The organism is Chitinimonas sp. (assembly GCF_036568685.1).
GTDB lineage: Bacteria > Pseudomonadota > Gammaproteobacteria > Burkholderiales > Chitinimonadaceae > Chitinimonas.
Window position 1 is genome coordinate 19,099 of the sequence record NZ_DATCSC010000083.1, and the last position, 19,928, is coordinate 39,026.

Annotated in this window: 20 protein-coding genes; 10 read left to right on the top strand and 10 right to left on the bottom strand. The window is 63.2% G+C overall.

Annotated elements, in window-relative coordinates; translation table 11 throughout:
- Nucleotides 1–2 precede the first annotated feature (2 nt).
- The 7 genes from iscA (at nt 3) to VIM95_RS12530 (ending at nt 5,060) form a co-directional block, all read left to right on the top strand.
- Nucleotides 3–326: an iron-sulfur cluster assembly protein IscA gene (gene iscA, locus VIM95_RS12500; protein WP_331986134.1), complete on the top strand. Its 324-nt coding sequence runs from the start codon at nt 3–5 to the stop codon at nt 324–326.
- A gap of 91 nt (nt 327–417) precedes the next feature.
- Nucleotides 418–951 carry a Fe-S protein assembly co-chaperone HscB gene (hscB, locus tag VIM95_RS12505; protein WP_331986135.1) on the top strand — a complete coding sequence of 178 codons (534 nt, stop codon included), beginning with the start codon at nt 418–420 and terminating at the stop codon, nt 949–951.
- A gap of 104 nt (nt 952–1,055) precedes the next feature.
- Nucleotides 1,056–2,918, top strand: coding sequence for a Fe-S protein assembly chaperone HscA (gene hscA, locus VIM95_RS12510; protein ID WP_331986136.1), 1,863 nt, complete (start codon nt 1,056–1,058; stop codon nt 2,916–2,918).
- A 47-nt stretch (nt 2,919–2,965) separates the two neighbouring features.
- The gene (gene fdx, locus VIM95_RS12515) at nt 2,966–3,322 is read left to right on the top strand and encodes an ISC system 2Fe-2S type ferredoxin (protein ID WP_331986137.1); all 357 of its coding nucleotides are present in this window, start codon (nt 2,966–2,968) and stop codon (nt 3,320–3,322) included.
- A 70-nt stretch (nt 3,323–3,392) separates the two neighbouring features.
- Nucleotides 3,393–3,875: a YbaK/EbsC family protein gene (locus VIM95_RS12520; protein ID WP_331986138.1), complete on the top strand. Its 483-nt coding sequence runs from the start codon at nt 3,393–3,395 to the stop codon at nt 3,873–3,875.
- A gap of 5 nt (nt 3,876–3,880) precedes the next feature.
- The gene (gene iscX, locus VIM95_RS12525; RefSeq protein ID WP_331986140.1) at nt 3,881–4,075 is read left to right on the top strand and encodes a Fe-S cluster assembly protein IscX; all 195 of its coding nucleotides are present in this window, start codon (nt 3,881–3,883) and stop codon (nt 4,073–4,075) included.
- A 124-nt stretch (nt 4,076–4,199) separates the two neighbouring features.
- On the top strand, nt 4,200–5,060 hold the full coding sequence (locus VIM95_RS12530) for an isochorismatase family protein (RefSeq protein ID WP_331986142.1): 861 nt from the start codon (nt 4,200–4,202) through the stop codon (nt 5,058–5,060).
- Between the two features lie 57 nt (nt 5,061–5,117).
- Here the strand turns inward: VIM95_RS12530 and VIM95_RS12535 are convergent, their stop codons facing one another.
- Nucleotides 5,118–5,510, bottom strand: a complete 393-nt coding sequence (locus VIM95_RS12535) for a hypothetical protein (protein ID WP_331986144.1) — start codon at nt 5,508–5,510, stop codon at nt 5,118–5,120.
- A 240-nt stretch (nt 5,511–5,750) separates the two neighbouring features.
- Here VIM95_RS12535 and VIM95_RS12540 point away from each other — a divergent pair, with 240 nt between their 5' ends.
- A complete protein-coding gene (locus VIM95_RS12540) occupies nt 5,751–7,166 on the top strand; it encodes a TAXI family TRAP transporter solute-binding subunit (RefSeq protein WP_331986145.1) in 1,416 nt (471 codons plus the stop codon).
- A gap of 223 nt (nt 7,167–7,389) precedes the next feature.
- On the top strand, nt 7,390–7,950 hold the full coding sequence (locus tag VIM95_RS12545) for a hypothetical protein (protein WP_331986146.1): 561 nt from the start codon (nt 7,390–7,392) through the stop codon (nt 7,948–7,950).
- Between the two features lie 30 nt (nt 7,951–7,980).
- On the opposite strand, the gene VIM95_RS12550 is transcribed toward VIM95_RS12545, so the two are convergent.
- From VIM95_RS12550 to VIM95_RS12590, 9 genes are all read right to left on the bottom strand, one after another.
- Nucleotides 7,981–9,639 carry a hypothetical protein gene (locus tag VIM95_RS12550; RefSeq protein WP_331986147.1) on the bottom strand — a complete coding sequence of 553 codons (1,659 nt, stop codon included), beginning with the start codon at nt 9,637–9,639 and terminating at the stop codon, nt 7,981–7,983.
- Between the two features lie 122 nt (nt 9,640–9,761).
- A complete protein-coding gene (locus VIM95_RS12555; RefSeq protein ID WP_331986148.1) occupies nt 9,762–10,022 on the bottom strand; it encodes a type B 50S ribosomal protein L31 in 261 nt (86 codons plus the stop codon).
- A 396-nt stretch (nt 10,023–10,418) separates the two neighbouring features.
- Nucleotides 10,419–11,669 (bottom strand): transcription termination factor Rho, encoded by a 1,251-nt coding sequence (gene rho / locus VIM95_RS12560; RefSeq protein WP_331986149.1) that lies wholly within the window; start codon nt 11,667–11,669, stop codon nt 10,419–10,421.
- A gap of 217 nt (nt 11,670–11,886) precedes the next feature.
- Nucleotides 11,887–12,216, bottom strand: coding sequence for a thioredoxin TrxA (trxA, locus tag VIM95_RS12565; RefSeq protein ID WP_331986150.1), 330 nt, complete (start codon nt 12,214–12,216; stop codon nt 11,887–11,889).
- 168 nt (nt 12,217–12,384) lie between these two features.
- Nucleotides 12,385–13,221 carry a phosphate/phosphite/phosphonate ABC transporter substrate-binding protein gene (locus VIM95_RS12570; protein WP_331986151.1) on the bottom strand — a complete coding sequence of 279 codons (837 nt, stop codon included), beginning with the start codon at nt 13,219–13,221 and terminating at the stop codon, nt 12,385–12,387.
- Between the two features lie 174 nt (nt 13,222–13,395).
- Nucleotides 13,396–15,546, bottom strand: coding sequence for a hypothetical protein (locus VIM95_RS12575; RefSeq protein WP_331986153.1), 2,151 nt, complete (start codon nt 15,544–15,546; stop codon nt 13,396–13,398).
- 126 nt (nt 15,547–15,672) lie between these two features.
- Complete coding sequence (radA, locus tag VIM95_RS12580) at nt 15,673–17,037, bottom strand: DNA repair protein RadA (protein ID WP_331986155.1); 1,365 nt, start codon at nt 17,035–17,037, stop codon at nt 15,673–15,675.
- Between the two features lie 13 nt (nt 17,038–17,050).
- The gene (locus VIM95_RS12585; protein ID WP_331986157.1) at nt 17,051–17,695 is read right to left on the bottom strand and encodes a histidine phosphatase family protein; all 645 of its coding nucleotides are present in this window, start codon (nt 17,693–17,695) and stop codon (nt 17,051–17,053) included.
- An 8-nt stretch (nt 17,696–17,703) separates the two neighbouring features.
- Nucleotides 17,704–18,234 (bottom strand): M15 family metallopeptidase, encoded by a 531-nt coding sequence (locus VIM95_RS12590; protein ID WP_331986159.1) that lies wholly within the window; start codon nt 18,232–18,234, stop codon nt 17,704–17,706.
- A 202-nt stretch (nt 18,235–18,436) separates the two neighbouring features.
- Between VIM95_RS12590 and VIM95_RS12595 the strand changes: the two genes are divergently transcribed.
- Complete coding sequence (locus VIM95_RS12595) at nt 18,437–19,867, top strand: PLP-dependent aminotransferase family protein (protein WP_331986160.1); 1,431 nt, start codon at nt 18,437–18,439, stop codon at nt 19,865–19,867.
- The last annotated feature ends 61 nt before the right edge of the window (nt 19,868–19,928 follow it).

The following is a 19,928-nucleotide window of genomic DNA, read 5'->3' on the forward strand; positions in this document are numbered from 1 at the left end:
CCATGGCACTCTCTCTGTCGGAAAAAGCCGCCAAGCACGTCTCCAACTTCATTGCCAAGCGTGGCAAGGGTGTGGGCGTGCGCTTGGCGGTGCGTACCTCGGGTTGCTCGGGCATGGCCTACAAGCTGGAGTTCGTCGATGAAGTATCGACCGACGATCTGGCCTTCGAGAGCTTTGGCGTCAAGATCTTTACCGATGCCAAGAGCCTGCCCTATATCGACGGCACCGAGCTCGACTTCGTCAAGGAAGGCCTGAACGAGGGGTTCAAGTTCAACAACCCCAACGTCAAGGACGAGTGCGGTTGCGGCGAGAGCTTCAACACCTGATAGGTCGGCTGGGCTTACCTTAGCCGAAATGCGCGCCGCCCTCGTAGCGGCGCTGCTTTTTGTGGGAGTGGGCCGTCAGGCCCCGATCAAGATGGCATTCGACTTTACGCAGGACCACTTCGCGCTGTTTGGCCTGCCGCGCGCCTTCAGGCTCGATGCGGCAGCGCTGGAAAACGCCTACCGGGCCTTGCAGAGCCAGTATCATCCTGACCGCGCAGCCAGCCTGCCGGATGCCGACAAGCGTCTTGCCCTGCAGGCTGCTACCCGGGTGAATGAAGCCTTCCAGGTACTGAAATCCCCGCTGGCCAGAGCGCGCTACCTGCTGCAGCTCGCCGGGGTGGATACCCAGGAAGAAACCAATACCAGCATGCCGGCAGCCTTCCTGATGCAGCAGATGGAATGGCGCGAGGCGGTGGCGGATGCCCGGTCTGAAGGCCGCGTCGAGGCGCTCGACGCCCTGGCGGATGAGCTGCGTGCCGAGACCCGACGGCTGGAGGGCGATCTTGCCCGTGGCCTGGACGATCAGCCCGACCATGCGCTGGTGGCGCTGACGGTGCGCAAGCTGCGTTTTCTGGAAAAGCTGGACCAGGAAATCGGCGACGCGGTCGAGTTGCTGCTGGACTGAATGCCTGCCCTGGCCTCGCCGGGTGCAACAGGCAGGCCGCTGGCCTGTACGAGTAACAAGTATCGGCGGGGGAGTGCAACCCTACGCCCAGGACAAGCAAAGTCATGGCCCTATTCCAAATCGCCGAGCCCGGCCAAGCTGCAGAGCCACACAAGCACCGCCTGGCGGTGGGTATCGACCTGGGTACCACCAACTCCCTGGTCGCCACGGTCAAGAGTGGCTCTGCTACCGTGCTGGCGGACGAAGCCGGCCGCAATCTGCTGCCCTCGGTCGTCAACTACGGTACCGATGGCAAGCTGCTGGTCGGTCATGCAGCCCAGGCCAAGCAAAGCGAAGATCCGCGCAATACCATCGTCTCGGTCAAGCGATTCATGGGCCGCGGTGTCAAGGATCTGCCCGATTCGGCCGCCACGCCGTACCGCTTTGTCGATGCGCCGGGCATGCTCAAGATCAAGACCGTGGCCGGTGAGAAGAGCCCGGTGGAAGTCTCGGCCGACATCCTGCGCACCTTGCGTGACCGTGCCGAAGCCAGCCTGGGTGGTGAGCTGACCGGTGCCGTCATCACCGTGCCGGCCTATTTCGACGACGCCCAGCGCCAGGCCACCAAGGATGCGGCCCGCCTCGCCGGCCTCAATGTGCTGCGGCTCCTGAACGAGCCGACCGCAGCCGCCGTTGCCTACGGCCTCGATAATGCGGTCGAGGGTATCTACGTGGTCTATGACCTTGGTGGCGGTACCTTCGATGTCTCCATCCTCAAGCTGACTCGCGGTGTCTTCGAGGTACTGGCCACCTCGGGCGATTCCGCCCTGGGCGGCGATGATTTCGATCAGCGCATCTTCTGTTGGCTGGCCGAGCAAGCCGGCCTGTCGCTCCTGAACGACCACGACACCCGCTTGCTGCTGACCCGTGCCCGTGAGGCCAAGGAGGCCTTGACCGAGCATGCCACTACCCGTGTGACTGCGCGCCTGTCGGATGGCGAAGTCATCGATCTGGCGCTGAGCGCAGAGACTTTCCAGCAGATCACCGCCAACCTGGTGCAAAAGACCATCACCCCGGTACGCAAGGCCATGCGCGACGCCAAGCTCGGCCTGGAGGACGTGCGTGGCGTGGTCATGGTCGGTGGCGCTACCCGCATGCCGCATGTGCGCCGCGCGGTGGCCGACTACTTCGGTCGCGAGCCGCTGACCAATCTGGACCCCGACAAGGTCGTTGCCTTGGGGGCGGCCATGCAGGCCAATGCCCTGGCTGGCAACAAGGGTGACGACGAATGGCTGCTGCTCGATGTGATCCCACTTTCTCTGGGTCTGGAGACCATGGGTGGTCTGGCCGAGAAGGTCATTCCCCGCAACAGCACCATCCCCACCGCCCGCGCGCAGGATTTCACCACCTACAAGGATGGCCAGACCGCCATGGCGATCCATGTGGTGCAGGGCGAGCGTGAGCTGGTGGCAGACTGCCGCAGCCTGGCGCGCTTCGAGCTGCGCGGTATCCCGCCAATGGCGGCGGGTGCGGCGCGTATCCGCGTGACCTTCCAGGTCGATGCCGACGGCCTCTTGTCGGTATCGGCCCGAGAGCAGTCTTCCGGCATCGAGGCCAGCATTGCGGTCAAGCCATCCTATGGCCTGGGCGACGACGAGATCGCCCGCATGCTGCAGGACTCCATGGCACACGCCGGGGCCGATATGCAGGCCCGTAGCCTGGCCGAGGCGCGGGTCGAGGCTGAGGGCCTGATCCAGGCCACAGAAGTGGCGCTGGAGATCGATGGCGAACTGCTGGATGCGACTGAACGCGCTGAGGTCGTAGCGGCCGTCGCCACCTTGCGCACCGCCGTGGCCGGCGATGACGCTGCGGTGATACGCCAGACCACCGACGCGCTCAACCACGCCACCACCGAATTTGCCGGCCGGCGCATGGATGCGGCCGTGAAGCGCGGCCTGACCGGCCACACCCTGAACGAATTGAGCTGAACCCGACGGCGCCTGAGGCGCCGGACACCCCGGAACGAGAGGCAACAATGCCCAAGATCACCGTACTGCCCCATGCCCAGCTCTGCCCCAAGGGCGCGAGCTTCGATGTCGAACCCGGCGTCAGCATCTGCGATGCCTTGCTGGATCAACATATCGACATCGAGCATGCCTGCGAGAAGTCCTGCGCCTGCACCACTTGCCATGTGATCGTGAAGCAGGGTTTCAACAGCCTGGCGCCGAGCGAAGAGGAAGAAGACGACCTGCTGGACAAGGCCTGGGGCCTGACCAGTGTATCGCGCCTGTCTTGCCAGGCACTGGTTGCGCAAGCCGATCTGACGGTGGAAATTCCCAAGTACACCATCAACCACGCGCGCGAGCACTACGACAAGGATTGGGATATCTGATCCGCTTACCCCTTGTATCCGCGGGGCAAGCCGGCACAATGAAGGCTGATTCCCCGTCTTGGGAGTGCCTATGAGTACCGTCCTGACCAGCCAGCAGCGCGTTGAGGCAGCGCTTGCAGCCGCCGGCGTCGCCATCGAGATCAAGACCTTCCCGGTTGGTACCCGCACTGCGGCTGACGCGGCGGCGGCCATAGGCTGTAGCGTGGCCGAGATTGCCAAGTCCATCGTGCTGCGCGCTGTGGAGAGCGATCGTGTCGTGGTGGTGGTCACCAGCGGCAGCAACCGGGTGGACGAGCGCAAGGTGGCGGGCCTGTTGGGGCAGGCCGTGGTCCGTGCCGATGCCGATTTCGTGCGTAGCAAGACCGGCTTTGCCATCGGTGGCGTTGCCCCGGTCGGCCATCTGGAAGCGCCACTGGTGCTGATGGATCGTGACCTGCAGCAGTACGGTCAGGTCTGGGCGGCCGGTGGTACTGGTGACAGTGTGTTCCGTATTACCCCGAGCGAGCTGCAGACGCTGACGCAGGCGCCACTGGCCGATATCAAACAGGAGTAGCAAACATGAAGTGGACCGATTCGCGCGAGATTGCGATTGCGCTGGCCGATAAATTCCCCGATACCGACCCCAAGGCGGTGCGTTTCACCGATCTGATGACCTGGGTGCTGGAGCTCGATGGCTTTGACGACGATCCCAAGCATTGCGGCGAAAAAATCCTCGAAGCCATCCAGCTTTGCTGGATGGATGAGGCGGAGTAAAGGCGATTAAAAGCCGACAATGCAGCAAGACCAGGGCGCAGCAATGCGCCCTTTGCTTTTTAGGAAGGGCCTGGCGCGGTAGCATAGCGGTATTACCATAATGATAAGGAGCCCGCCCGTGCTGATGCAGACCGATCAATGCACGCTGCTCGTCGTCGACGTGCAGGAGAAGCTGGTCCCGGCCATCCATGATGCCCCGCGTACTGTCGCGGCCATCAAGTGGCTGTTGGACGCCGCCCGTCTCAATGGCGTACCCGCAGTCTTTTCCGAACAGTACCCGCAAGGCCTGGGCAAGACCCTGGCCTGCCTGAGTACTGCCTACCCCGATGCGCCTGCGGTGGAGAAGACCAGCTTTTCCTGTGTCGCCGCCGAATGCCTCAAGGGTACCGCTGCCGAGAGCCGACCCCAGGTCGTGCTGTGCGGTATCGAGGCCCATGTTTGCGTCCTGCAGACGGCGCTGGAGCTGCAGTCGCAAGGCAAGCAGGTATTTCTGGTGGCCGATGCCATCGGTTCGCGCAGCGAGCGCGACAAGGCTACCGCACTGAGCCGTATTGCCGCCGCCGGTGTGACTATCGTGACCCGTGAGATGGCGCTGTTCGAATGGATGCGTGACAGCCGCGTGCCGCAGTTCCGCGAAGCCAGTAAACGGTTGTTGCAGGCCGAGCCCAGTTTGAGCTTTCAGGAAGTGTTGGCCGTGCTGCCACGCGTGGATCATCTGGGCAGCATGCAGCTGTGGCGTGAGGGCAAGCTCGAAGCCATCATCGAGAACCGTCCTGGCCAGGCCGGCTCGCTGGCGGTCTACAACGCACTGTTCCGCGACTTTGGCGCCATCACGCCCAAGGCGGCACGGCTGGGCCAATGGCTCTATGCCGAGCACGCCGAGGATGCCCGCAAGCACCCGGGCAAGCACCCCAATATCGACCGCCTGTTCGGACTGGAGGTGATGGGGGGCGGTTATGGTGTACGTTTGCTCCCCAACACCTGAGTTGAGTGAGCAAAACAACAAGGCCGGCATATGCCGGCCTTGTGCTTGAAACGGGGCTCAGATTAGGCGAGGAGGGCGGTCAGCCGATGGCGATTCCACTTCGTCCATATCGGCCATGTCGCGACGCTGGCAGCCTGGGTGGCCTTCGAACAGATCAAACAGCGGGCCGAAGTAGCCGGTACGCGCCGGTTGCCCCACGCAGGGCGGCGGGCACTTGGTGTCGCAGCGTTTGGCGGGATCGACCCGCGCAGCCTTGCCCTCTTGCTTGGCTGCCGGCGGCAGTGGCTTGCCGCTGCTGTCCAGCCCTTGTCCCCCAGCGCCGGACTGGGTGATCGCATCCATTTTGGCCTGCGGTGCCCGGCGGGTCTCGGCCATGGCAGGCACGAGCAGACCCAGCGTCAGCAGGCTGCCGATGAAAATCTGCGAGTACAGGCGTGAATGGCGGGACATGTTTCGAGTTTATCTGACTCCACCCGGTCGCGGCCAGTCCGCGCGGCGGCTAGGCTGATAGCAAACAAGGACTTGTCCAGGGCAAGCCCGATATAGCAGGGCTTGGCAGGGTGAGGCTATCTGCCAGGCCGGTGGCGAGCGTGGCATTTAACCGACAGAAGGCTGCCCAGGCCAGACTGTCTGCCGGGTCGCCTAGCCTGCTGGGCTCATGGCACACTGGTGCCAACAACAGGAGTAACCATGTCACAGACCGCGCTTCCGCCACCCAAACCGCGCCAGCCGGGGCTACATCGCAAGGTGGCCGGCAAAGTGCTGCCCGAACCGCTGCGCGCCCGCATCGGGGCGATCTCCTGGCGCGACATGGCGGTCACGGTCGGCCCCTTCGTTCTTGTCTGCATCGTGCTCTTCGGTGCGGCCATCTGGTTCCTCAATCCTGCCCCGCCGCGGGTGATCACGATCTCCAGCGGACCGGAAGGGAGCGTCTTTGATCGAAATGCCGAGCGCTATCGGCAGATTCTGGCGCGCAACGGCATCAAGCTGGTGATCCAGCCCTCGGAAGGCTCGTTGGAAAACCTCAGCCGGCTGAGCGACCCGAACAGCAAGGTAGATGTCGCCTTCGTCGTGGATGGCGTCTCGCCGGAAGCGGGGCGTGACGGCCTGGTATCGCTGGGCAGCATCTCGCGCCAGCCTATCTTCATGTTCTACCGCGGCGAGCAGTCGCCGCGCACCCTCACCGCATTCGAGAACAAGCGAGTCGCCATCGGTCGCATTGGTAGTGCTGCTCGGGTCTTGGCAACGGACCTGTTCAAGGCCAATGGCATCGAGCACGGCCACAATGCCCAGCTGCGTGGGCTGGAGGCGGACGACGCGGTCGACGATCTGCTGGTTGGCCAGATCGATGCCATCTTCCTGACCGGTGACTCGGCCCGGCTCGACACCATACGCAAGTTGATGTTCGTCCCCGACGTGCACCTGCTCGACCTGGAGCAGGCAGATGCCTATACCCGCCGCTTCTCCTATCTCAGCAAGCTGCGCCTGCCCATGGGCGCGGTGGATCTGGCGCAGAATATTCCGGCTAATGACACCAGCCTATTGGCGACCAATGTCGAACTGGTCGCGCGCGAGAGCCTGCATCCGGCATTGTCAGACTTGCTGATCGATGCGGCCCGTGAGGTGCATGGTCGCCGCGGTCTGATGCAGGAAGCAGGCGAATTTCCCAAGGCGCAGGCCGGTGATTTCCCGCTCAGTGCCGACGCCGACCGGTACTACAAGTACGGCAAGGGGTTTTTCTATCGCAATCTGCCGTTCTGGTTGGCCAGCCTGCTCGACCGCATCGTGATCGTATTGCTGCCTATCGCCGTGCTGCTGATCCCGGCGCTGCGGATACTGCCCTGGCTTTATCGCTGGCGCATCCATTCGCGCATCTACCCCTGGTATGGCGCCCTCATGGCACTGGAGCGAGGCTTGATGAACCACCCGCGTGGCGAGGACCGCAGTGCGCTGTCGGCCAGGCTCGATGAGATCGAGCAGGCAGTGAACAAGCTCAATGTGCCGCTGGCCTTCATCGATCAGCTCTATGTGCTACGTGAGCACATCGCCTTTGTGCGCGCCCGGCTGGCAGAACGACCAGAGGCGGAGGCACCGGAGCCGGCCTGATATACATAAGACCGTAATGATATTCCGTCATCATTTCGTTCGTTGGGGTTACTGCCCCCATCAGTCGTGATCTCCATGCGGCTTCGGCCGTCATTGCTGCGCCCTCGAGTTCCTTGAGGGCGCTTTTCTCCCGCCATGACCGGGACGACCCGGCCCTGCCTGTCACAAGTGCATCACATTTCTCTCATAGAGTAGCCGTGGACAGACCTCGGATAGGTGCACCATGGCAGCAAGCTATTTCAAGACCGACAAAGGCCGCGCAGAGATCGATGCCCGCCAGGCCGGGCTATCTGCCAAGGCGCGGCGCCTGCTGATCTTGGTCGATGGCCGCAAGGCTGCGGCGGAATTGCTCCAGCTCAGCGGTGCGGGCGAGGAGTTTGATGCCTTGCTACAGCAGTTGCAGACCCTGGAGCTGATCGGCTTGGAGGCAAGCGCAAAGGTCGAGGCTGGCGGCACGGTGCCGGCTGCGCCGTTGGCAGCCCCCGCCGTGCGCCCGCCAGAGCCTGTCGTGCCCATTGCCGCGCCCGAGGTCAGCTTGGCGCGCGTCGTGCCGGCGGCCGAACTGACGGCAGTGCGTGATCTGATGCTCAGCAGCGCCAGGGAGTATCTGGGTTTGATGGGGGCGGAGCTGATCCGCAGCCTGGAAACCGCCGAGGATGAACGTAGCGTACGCGCCTGTGCTAGCCGCTGGCACCTGGCGATGCGCGAATCCCGTCGTGGCAAGGATGCCGCCGGCAGCCTGTTTGCTGTCGTGCGGCAGGTATTGCACGCTGAGTCTGCCTAGCCCAAGTTGTGAGCGGCAGGCCCGACCTGATCAGGTGCGGGCCAGGGCGATACCCCGCCGATACAGGTAGTAGCGCTCGTTACGGTCGCCGGGGCGGCCTCCTCGCCAGGTTTCCACCCAGCCGTCCGGCGCAGACAGCGTCTCGTCGCCACCTTGCCGCAACAGCCAGTTGCATTGGCTATTGGGGTTGAGCTCGCGCCGTTCGGTCAGCACGCCCAGGTAGTAGTGCAGTACTGCGCGTTGGCTGGGGTGCAGGTTCTCGCTGGCGATGCAGCCTTGCTTGGGCAGGGCGGGGGCGATGGCGGAGGCGAAGTCCCGGTAGCTGGTGCGGGCATCCACCCAGCCGCTGGCAATCGCGATTGCCAAGCCCCAGCAAAGGGTGATACCGGCTGCCCAGTTGGTCACTGCCTGCCTGCCCATAGGGCGCCGGCGTGAGACGGCCCATAGCCAGGCAGCAGTAAACCCGACAGCCAAGAGCAGCGCGCCCAAGCTGAAGTGGTACGTGAAGCTGGGGGCCAGCTCGTGGATACGGATATTGAGCCTGCTCGGCACACCGAACTGCATGGCAAACCAGCAGGTCCAGAGTGCCAGAGCCAGAATGCCAAAGGTCATGACCCCGAACCAGTTGACGAAGGCTGAAGCGCCGCGTCGCAGCACATCGAGGCCGACTGCACCGATCAGCGCCAGCGGTGGCAGCAGCAGCAGGGCATAACCCGCACGGCCGCTGTTGGAGAGCACCATGCAGGTAAGGGTCAGCACGCCGGCCAACAGGGGCAGTTGAAAGCGTGGCTGCATCAGACGCTCACGCTGCATCCAGAGCGTGGCGCCGGCCAGGAACCAGGCGGGCCAGGCAAACCAAGGCAGGAGTTGCAGATAGAAGCCAAAGGGATGCAGTGCCTGCAATTGATTGAAACCGCCGAAGAAACCCAGCGCATAGGCGTCGTACCAGAGCTGGTAGGCGGCCGGGGCGATCTTGCGCAGCGCCAGCGGCCAGGCGGCGATCAGGGGCAGGGAGATGGCCAGCGCAATGATCAGGATCAGGCTGTAACGCGGAAAGCGCCAGACAGGGAAGGGCGCCAGTAGCAGGGCCAGTGCGAACAACAATGCCGGCTCCGCCAAGCTGCCCCCCAGGCCGCAGACGGCCATGGCGGCGCCCAGCAGGGGGGCTGCCTTGAGTTGTAAGCGGGGCGCCAATGCCAGGGCATAGATCCCCCAACACCAACCAGCCAACACTACCAGGTCACCATTCAGGAAGTGGCCTGTCAGCAAGAGTCCGGCGCAGCCGATCAGGATCAGTACCGCGCTGCGGCCGTGGCGGCGACCAATCAGCTCGCGGCCGGACAGGCCGGTACCCCACAACGCCAACGCCATGAAGGCACCGCTGGCGAGCCGGGCGCCATCGTGGATGGCCAGACCCAGCCATTGGCCCAGCCAGGCAAAGCCTGCCGCAACCCAGTAGAAGAGTGGCGCCCGCTCCAGCCAGGGTTCTCCGGCTACGCGGGGTAGCGCCAGGCTGCCACCATCAAGCAATTGACGGACGATGTCGGCCACGATGGTTTCGTCCGGCTTGAGCGGCTGGCGCCAGAGCAGGCCTGGCAACAGCCAGGCCAGGCACAACAGGAGCAGGGCCCAGGGCTTCTCGGTGGCCGGCGGCAGGTCCTGTTCATGGGGCGGGGTGTAGGTCAGCATGGCAAACGAAGCTCTAGGGATGCGCGCAGTCTAGCAGGGGTGGGCCGGCACGTAGCCAGCCGGCGGAGGCGGGGAATGAAAAAAGGCAGCCGAGGCTGCCTTTTTCGAACGCAAGCGCCAGCTTACTTCTTGGCGTACATCGCGAACTTGTTGTTGAACTTCTCGATACGGCCAGCGGTGTCGACGATCTTTTGCTTGCCGGTGTAGAAGGGGTGCGACTCGGACGACACGTCCAGACGGACGACCGGGTATTCCTTGCCATCGGTCCACTTCATGGTCTCGTTGCTACGCGACTTCATGGTGGTGCGGGTCAGGAATTTGAAGTCAACGCTTGCGTCGAAGAAGATGACTTCGTTGTATTCGGGGTGAATGCCAGCTTTCATTTCGGGGGTCCCTTTAGCTAAAGGTGGGCCTGGGTTGTGCAGTGCCCGGTCTTACGTAGAAAAGTTCGCGATTATGCGCGATATGCCCTTGATCGGGCAAGAGAAATCAATGTGCCAGTGCGGATGTAATAAGGGGTGGCACTATCGTATTGACACAAAGAGCAAAAAAACGGCACCTCACATGCAAGATGCGGGTGCCGGTTTTGCGCTCTCCGAATCAAGCCAGGCCCCGGACGGGATGCTGGTGAGCGTCAGCGAGGCTCCCTCGCTAGCGGCGAGGGCGGGGGGAGTGGGGTGTATAAAAGCAAAGCGCCGTTGCTATTTCACTGCCGTTTAGCGCCCGGCTTTGCCGGGCGGTGAACTGGCGGTTCCAGTTGCAACGGTCGCTGAGCCTCCTCAACGGCGCATCGAGTCGAAGAAGTCGTTGTTGTTCTTGGTCTGCTTGACCTTGCCCAGCAGGAAGTCCATCGCCTCAAGCTCGTCCATCGGGTAGAGCAGCTTGCGCAGCACCCAGATCTTTTGCAGCTGTTCCTGCGGGATCAGCAGCTCTTCACGGCGGGTGCCGGAGCGGTTGACGTTGATCGCCGGGTAGATGCGCTTCTCGGCCATGCGGCGGTCGAGATGCAGCTCCATGTTGCCGGTACCCTTGAATTCTTCGTAGATCACATCGTCCATACGGCTGCCGGTATCGGTCAGTGCGGTGGCGATGATGGTCAACGAGCCGCCTTCCTCGATATTGCGGGCGGCACCGAAGAAGCGCTTGGGCTTTTGCAGGGCGTTGGCGTCCACACCACCAGTCAGCACCTTGCCCGAAGCCGGGATCACGGTGTTGTAGGCGCGGGCCAGGCGGGTGATCGAGTCGAGCAGGATCACGACGTCCTTCTTGTGTTCGACCAGGCGCTTGGCCTTCTCGATCACCATTTCGGCAACCTGCACATGGCGGGTGGGCGGCTCGTCGAAGGTGGAGGCGACCACTTCACCGCGTACGGTACGGGTCATCTCGGTCACTTCTTCAGGGCGTTCGTCGATCAGCAGCACGATCATGATCACGTCCGGGTGGTTGGCCGTGATGGCATGCGCGATATGGGTCAGCATCACCGTCTTGCCCGACTTGGGCGGGGCGACCAGCAGGCCGCGCTGGCCCTTGCCGATCGGGGCGATCAGGTCGATTACCCGGCCGGTGATGTTCTCGTCGGCCTTGATGTCGCGTTCCAGCGTAATGCGCTCGGTCGGGAACAGTGGCGTCAGGTTTTCGAACAGGATCTTGTTCTTGGTGGCTTCGGGCGTGTCGTTGTTGACACGGTCTACCTTGACCAGCGCGAAGTAACGCTCGCCGTCCTTGGGGGTGCGAATCTCGCCCTCGATGGTATCGCCAGTGTGCAGATTGAAGCGGCGAATCTGGCTGGGGCTGACGTAGATATCGTCAGGGCCCGCCAGGTAGCTGGTATCGGGGCTGCGCAGAAAGCCAAAGCCATCGGGCAGCACTTCCAGGGTGCCGTCGCCAAAGATGCTCTCGCCTTTTTTTGCCTGGCTCTTCAACAGCGCGAAGATCAGGTCCTGCTTGCGCATCCGGTTTGCACCGTCAATATCGGTGGCCATGTCGACCAACTCGGATACGTGCTTGTGCTTGAGATCGGACAAATGCATGTGCGGATAGACTTTCCAGTCTTGGTGGAGGGAGGGTGTTTTACGGAGGAAGTGAGAATCGGCTGGGTGCCGGAACCGCCGGAATGGATTCGTCGGCGATTGGAACAGGTTTGCTTGCAGCTTAGATGCGGCTCTGGCTGCTGTCAACGGACAAAATAAAACGCCGGTTGCTTGTGGTCAAACAAGCAACCGGCGCGGAACGGTCTGCGGCTGGGGCTTACAGATTGCCGTCGATGAAGGCGGTCAGCTGCGACTTGGACAGGGCGCCCACCTTGGTGGCGACCACGTTGCCGTCCTTGAAGATCATCAGGGTCGGGATGCCGCGGATGCCGTACTTGGGCGGGGTAGCCTGGTTCTCGTCGATGTTGAGCTTGCTGACCTTCAGGCGGCCGTTGTACTCGCTCGCCACTTCATCAAGGATGGGGGCGATCATCTTGCAAGGGCCGCACCATTCAGCCCAGTAGTCGACCAGCACAGGGCCGGCGGCTTGCAGCACGTCGGCTTCGAAACTGGTGTCGGACACGTGGTGGATCAGCTCGCTGCTCATGGATGTTCTCCGGTAAGTGGGTGGGTGCCGTCTGGTTAGGCAATACGTGGTCAGAATGCTAACCCATCGGGGAGGCAAACGAAAAGCAAACGGCGATTGAATCTTTAGATGGCGTCGATAGCGCCAGGCCCGGCGATAGCCAGGGCCTTGTGCGCACGTGCCGAACGATCAGACCGGCGGGCCGACCCACTGCACCACAGAGAGGTAGTCGGTCGGCTTGGCGGCCACCAGTGCGCTCAGGTTGGCTTCCTGCAGCGCCTTCTTGCCACTGTCGCTCTTGGCGAGGTTGATCAGGGCGCTGCGCAGCTTGTCGGCGTCTTCGCTGCGGACATTGGGGGCAGCCAGGAAGGCCCAGTTGGGCAGGGTGCGGCTGCGTACCGCCACGGTGCCGCCCTTCTTGGACCAGTCCTTGGCGGCCTTGGAGTTGGAAGTCAGCACGCCCACATCGCTCAGCTGCTGGTCCACGCCAAAGATGATGGCTTCCTGCAGATTGGTGTTCTGCACCTGCAGGTCGGCCGGCTTCATGCCGGCGTCGCGCAGCATGGCGTTGGCGACCATGGTCAGGTCGCTCTGCGGCTCGGGCATGGCCACCCGCTTGCCACGCAGGTCCTTGATCGAGGCGTAGCGATCGCCGTTGCGGGCGATAAAGACCACTTCCTTGTTGCCCTCGTTGGCTGCGAGCAGGCTGTAGTGCTGGTCGCGCAGGGCCCAGCCGGCGATATAACTGGTACGGGTGTAGACAACTTCGCAGTCGCCTTGGCGAACGGTCTGCAGCAGGACGTTGAAGTTCAGTACCTTGATCTTGACCGGACGGCCCACGGCCTGGCCCAGCTCGTCGGCCAGCGAGCGGTATTTATCGCGCACGGCGGAAACATCGGCCTGGCCGGAGCTGCCTTCAGCCACGGCCAAGCACATCGGGGTTTTATCGGCAGCGAGCGCGGGCAGGGTGACGGACAGGGCCAGGAGGCTGCTGCCCAGGAATAAGGCGCAATTCTTCAACGACATACAGAGGATCACTTCAAAAGCGTAATGATCCCATTTGTCATATGACATAGCTGCTGGGGCTATCCCTGTGTGGGATAACCACATCGCCAAACTACGGATGAGCCGTAGCGCGGGTGCAATGAAAAAGGCCTGCCGATTAACGCCGGCAGGCCTTTGACCATTCCCGCTATGCAATCAGAACTGGAAGCGTTGCAGGGCGACCTGACGGCCGTTAGGCAGCGTCAGCGTGGCACTGGTCGTACTGCTGAAGTTGATGGTCATTGCACCTACATTGGCATTGGTCAAGCTGGCCTGGCGGTACAGGCCGCCCAGGGTCTGGCCGCCCTGGTACTGTCCCCAGCTACCCTTCAATGTCTGCAGATTGTTGCTCAGTGGGGCGAGGCTGACATACCAGACCGGCTTGCCGTCGGGCGAGTACATATAGCCGGCGATATAGACGTTGCCATTCTGGACCTCCAGGAAGTAGCCCCGGCCGCCCTCGCTGCTGTTCCACCACCAGCCAGATTCCGGTTGGCCGGCCTGCTTGGGCGCACTCAGGCCGTTGGCCACGATATTGAAGCGCTCGATCAGGGTCGCGAAGCTGAGAGTGCGGCCACTGCCGGTAAAGGTCAGGAGGGCGTTGCTGGCCGACGAAAACTTCAGCTTGGCCTGGCCGACGCCAGTGGTCGTGGCGGGCGATTTGTAGCTGCCGTTCAGGGTTTGGCCGCCAGCGTAGTAGGTCAGCGTACCTTCATAGGTGTTGGCGTCGGTCAAAGTGAGGGTGCCGACATACCAAACCGCTGCGCCCGCCTCGTCGTACATGTAGGCGGCGAAGAAGATGTTGTTGCCGCTCTTCTCCAGCGAGTAGCCGCGGCCACCTTCACCCGGGTTCCACCACCAGCCGGTCTGTGGGGTGAGCGGCCGGTTGTCGGCCTCCAGCCACGCCTTGGCGGCGCGATAAGCAATGCCAAAATTGGAATAGAAGCTTTGTTGCCGGCCACAGGTGCTGCCGATGGCGGAGCCAAACAAGCCGCCGCGCAGGGCACACTCGGTGGTGCCGCAGGTGAAAAGGCCGGAGCCACTGCTGCCGCTTTGCGTGCCACCCATGGTCCACCTGACGGTAGTCAGTGCCGGATGGGAGACCATGGACTCGCTGTCATACACATCGGTTTTGGTCGGGCTGTCGATCAGGCCGATGGCCTTCTTCTTCACATCACCCTTGGGGTGATGGATGCCCAGCACCGAGGTCATGAGGCCCAGATCGGTACTGTCCCAGCCGACATACATCACGCCATCGGGTGGCGTACTGTTGAGGCGCAGCAGGCTATGGTCGTTCGACACATCAGTGTTCAACAGGGTGGCACCGCCGCTGAGACGGGTCGTCGTGGCAGGCACCTGATTGTTGCTGACGCAGCTGGCATCCTCGAAGAACCAGTAGGTTTCCAGCGTGCTGGCAACAGTCTGGTTAGGGATGCAATGGTTGGCCGTGTAGAAATAGGGCGTGTTGCTGCTGTAGCGGTCGTTCAAGAGGGTGCCGGTGCAGACATAGCTGGACCCAAGTACGACGAATTCCATCTCGGCCACGCCGTTGCCGGTCGTGCGCTGCGCATTGGTCAAGTTGCAGGCGAAGTTGGTATGGCAAGCCCAGGTGCCCGGCACGATGTCCGCGCTGACCGGGGGGCGCTTGTTATCGGACTGCTTGTCAGGCATATGGGAGAGCTGCTGGACCTTGGCGACCCAGGTTGGGATGGCGGCGCCCTCAGGCAGCGAGAATTCCACCACCACCGTGTCGTCCTCGACGGTTGGCGACCAGAAGGTGGGCTGACCAACCCAGGCGGCACGCAGCACGGTGTCGCTGACCTTGGTACCGAGCTGGTTGGCGAAGCGGATCTCACCAATAAACTCGGGGTTGATGTTCATGCCCAGTCGCAGGCGGCTGGCGCCAGGCGAGGTAATGGCCCACTGTGCAGTCTGCTTGCCGCTCTTCTGGGTGCGCCAGGTCAGCTTGCTGGCGTCCAGCAGTTGGGCGTTGGCAGGCAACTCACGGGCGAAACCGATGGGCAACGCTTGGCGGCTGCGTTGCAGGGCATGCCGCTGCTGCTCGCGGAATTGTGTCAGCTGGGCCTGGCTGGGCTGGGTCAGCGCAACCGTCGTGCCACCCGCCTTGAGGGCCTCAAAGTTGACCGGCTGGTCCATGCGGCGAACGACCTGGGCTTGTGCCTGGGCGCCGCTCGGGGTCTTGATATGAGAGCCAACCGATTCAGCCTGGGCGGCGGGCAGGCTCAGTGCGCCGATCAATATGGCCAAGGAGAGCCGGAAAGGGCTCCGGATAAGACGAGAAAACATAGGTTTCCACCTAGTGACAAATTGTGTTTTTGTATGTGAACCGAACATTATATTCCAAAGCGATAAGCTTTCCTTGGGTAATACTTGGCTCGCCCCCTGCCGGGCACCAGGTGTGGGTCTTAGGGCCTAGGCCTCCCGCAGTGCGGCAACGGCCTGGTCCAGGCGATCCACTGCGATCACCTTCATCCCGGCGATGGCGGCCTTGGGCGCATTGGCCTTGGGAATGATGGCGCGGGTAAAGCCGAGCTTGGCGGCTTCCTTGAGCCGCTCCTGACCACGTTGCACCGGCCGCACCTCGCCGGCCAGCCCCACTTCGCCAAATACCACCAGCTTCTCAGGCAAGGCTCGGTTCCGCAGCGAAGAGACAATCGCCAGCAGTACCGCCAAGTCGGCCGCCGGTTCGGCAATACGTACGCCGCCGACCGCGTTGACGAACACATCCTGGTCAAAACACGCCACACCGGCGTGACGGTGCAGCACTGCCAGCAAGAGCCCCAGCCGGTTCTGTTCCAGGCCCACGGCCAGCCGCTTGGTATTGGGGGCATGGGCCTCGTCGACCAATGCCTGTATCTCCACCAGCAAGGGGCGGGTACCTTCCTGGGTGACCAGTACGCAGGCGCCGGGTACCGGTTCGGCGTGCTGCGAGAGGAATAGTGCAGACGGGTTGGTGACGCCGCGCAGACCCTTCTCGGTCATGGCGAACACGCCCAGCTCGTTGACCGCGCCAAAGCGGTTCTTCTGCGCCCGGATCAGACGGAAGCTCGAATGGGTGTCGCCCTCAAAGTACAGCACCGCATCGACGATATGCTCCAGTACGCGCGGCCCGGCCAGGGCGCCATCCTTGGTAACGTGACCCACCAGCAACACGGTGGTGCCGGAAGTCTTGGCGTAGCGCGTCAGCTGGGCCGAGCACTCGCGTACCTGTGCGACCGAGCCGGGGGCGGACTGCAACTGCTCGCTGTAGACGGTCTGGATGGAGTCCACCACCACGATCTCGGGCCGCTCGGCCGCGAGGGTGGCGAGGATGGTCTCCATATTGATCTCGGCCAAGAGCCGTACCGGCCCGGCCTCAACCGCCAGCCGGCGCGCGCGCAGTGCGATCTGCTGCGCCGACTCCTCGCCCGAGATATAGAGCACCCTGCGGTCGCGCCCCAGATGTGCCAAAGCTTGCAGCAGCAGGGTGGACTTGCCTATGCCCGGGTCGCCGCCGATCAGTACCACGGCGCCTGCGACCAGACCACCGCCCAGCACGCGGTCGAGCTCCTCGCTACCGGTGGGGGTGCGTGGCGCCTCGGCAGTTTCGACGTCCAGCAAGGACTGCACGCCGCCACCTGCGGCCAGCGAGCGAAAACGCGCCGCGCCCGCCTTGGGCTCGGCCACGATGGTTTCAGAGAGGGTATTCCAGGCCCCGCAGTGCGGGCATTGGCCCTGCCACTTGGGGTTGACGCCGCCGCAATCGGAACAGCTATAGACAGTTTTGGGTTTGGCCATAGGGTGGCAAGGTTCAGATCTCGTCGAAGGCTTCGGCTTCGAGATGGGCAATATCGCCCCATTGTTCGACATGGTAGCGGCCGCCGCGGAAGCGGACGCGGTTGATGCTGGCATTGTGCAGGCTATGCTCGCGACGGGCACTCAGCGGTTGGCCGGTAGCGGCCCGGTAGGCGCAGTCCAGTACGCCACCGTGCGCCACGACCAAGACCTGCTGGCCTGGGTGGGCCTCGGCGATCTCGGTCAGGGTATCCATTACCCGGGCATTGAAGCCTCGCAGGCTCTCGCCCTCGGGTAGCACATAGTCGGGGTTGCGCACCTGCCACTGGGCGTAGGCTTCGGGGTGGCGTGCCGCCATCTCTTCCGGGGTCAGCGCCGAGAGCACTCCGTAGTGACGTTCGCGCAGGCCGCTATGGATCTGCAGCGTCAGGCCACAAGCCTGTGCGGCGGCGGCGGCTGTCTCACGTGCCCGCCCCAGGTCGCTGCTATAGATGGCGGTGAAGGCATCGTCCAGATGGTCTTCCTTCAAGCGCTCCGCCAGGCGCTTGGCCTGGCCGCGGCCAGTGGCATTGAGCGGCACATCGGTATGGCCCTGGAAGCGGCGTTCGGCATTCCAGCTGGTTTCGCCATGGCGGATCAGCCAGAGGGTGGTATTGGGCATGGTGGGGTTCAGCTTGAAATAGGGTGGTGGCACCAGTGCCAGGGCTCGAAGGCAATGCCGTTCGGGTTGTCGCGCGGGTAGCTCAGGCTAAAGCCGAATTCGCTGCCATGCCGCTGCAGCCAGGCATAGGCAGGGCTCTGCTCGAAATCCTCTTCCAGCAGGGCGTAACCCGGCGTGGTGATATCCAGCGCCCGGCCGGTATGGTGCTCGCTATAGCCGGGGGCGGCGCTGACTGTGAGGATGTTGGCGATATTGAGGCCGGTAGCCAGCTTCTTGCGGATCAGATTGGCCTGGTAGGCCACGCTGCGAAAGGCCGAGACCAGTTGCAGCTCTATCTGGTCCGCGGCAGCAGCGGCCTGCATGGCATGCCAGGCGGCGGCGGCGGCGGCCGTGGCGAACTGGTCGCGGCCCAGACAGTCCAGCCCCAGGGGCACCAGTGTGCCGGCCTCTGCGCAGTGCTGCAGCTGGCGTACAGCGGCATAGTCGGCAGGAATGCCGAGTTCTGCATGCAGCTCGGCCAGGGCTGGGGTGGGGTTCATGCGGCAGCAGTGTAACCCCTGCCAAGCTCGCTGGTGCGATTGTTTTCAGCACGCATGTGCAGTATTGCGGATGGCCTATAAACAGGGCTGGTCGCCTGGTACGGTTTGCTGGACAATGCTTGGACAGTTACCGGACAGTTGTCCGTGTGCTGGGTGCGCCAGGCGGGGTGTCTGGTGTCGGGATTGAGCTTGTGGAGCGCGCATGCAGCCTTTCATCGTCGATCATGCCCATGATCAGCCGCTGGTCGAGCAAATCGTAGAGCAGTTCATCGTCCGCATAGGCGACAAAAGCCTGCGTGCCGGCAGTCGCCTGCCCTCCATCCGCAGCTTTGCGGCTGACTACCGCGTCTCCAAGTTCACCGTGGTGGAAGCTTACGACCGCCTGGTCGCGCTGGGCTATGTGCAGTCCCGGCGCGGGGCGGGCTTCTACGTCACCTCGCGGGTCGAGGCCCATGCCAATGCGCCGGTCCGCCGCGAACCGCCGCTGAGTCGTTGCGTAGATAGCCTGTGGCTGCTGCGGCACGACGCACTGGCATCTGACAGCCCCGTCCTCAAGCCTGGCTGCGGCTGGCTGCCGGCAAGCTGGATGCCGCAGGCCGAGTTGGAAAAGGCGCTGCGCGACCTGACCCGACGGCCCAATGCTCGGCTGACCTCCTACGGCGAACCCTTTGGTTACCGCCCGCTGCGCCAGCAACTCACGGTACGGCTGGCCGAGCTCGAGATCGAGGCCGAGCCCGAGCAGATCGTGCTCACCCACGGCGCCATGCAGGCGCTGGACCTGATCGCCCGCTACTTTGTGGACGAGGGTGACGCCGTGCTGGTGGACGACCCGGGCTTCTTCAATGTCTTCGCCAACCAGAAACTCAACGGCGCGCGGCTCTATGGCGTACCGCGAACCGCCAACGGGCCGGACGTGGTCGTGCTGGAGCGCCTGCTGGCCGAACACAAGCCCAAGCTCTTCATCACCAACAGCGTGCTGCATAACCCGACCGGCACCAGCCTCAACCGCGCCACCGCACATCGCTGCCTGCAACTGGCCGAGAAGTACGACCTGACCATTGTCGAGGACGATATCTACAGCGACTTCCAGACCGGCCCGGGCGAACGGCTGGCGGCGCTGGACCAGCTCAACCGGGTGATCTATGTCGGTAGCTTCTCCAAGACGCTGTCGGCCAATCTGCGGGTAGGTTTTATCGCTGCCTCCCCGGCAAGGGCCCAAGATCTCTGCAATCTCAAGCTGCTGACCGGGCTTTCGACCTCGGAGGCGGCCGAGCGGGTAATCCATGCCATGCTGACCGAAGGTGCCTATCGCAAGCATATGGAACGGATCAAGGCGCGTCTCAAGCAGACGGCGGATGCCAGCCTGCCGCGGCTGGAATCGCTGGGCTTCGAGCTATGGGCGCAACCCGGCGGGGGCATGTTCAGTTTTGCCCGCCTGCCGTGCGTCGCCGATACTGCGCCGATCGCGCAAGCCGCGCTGGAGCAGGAGATCATGCTGGCGCCGGGGGTACTGTTCAGCCCACAGGTGGGGCCTACACCCTGGCTGCGGTTCAATGTGGCGCATATGCAGGATGAACGGATCTGGCGCTGGCTGGAACATGTGGCGGCAGGAGAGCCCGCTCGCGCGCTATAATCCCTACTGACAACACATGAAAACAGGACGGCGGTGTGATGCACCGCCGTTCGACTTTGGA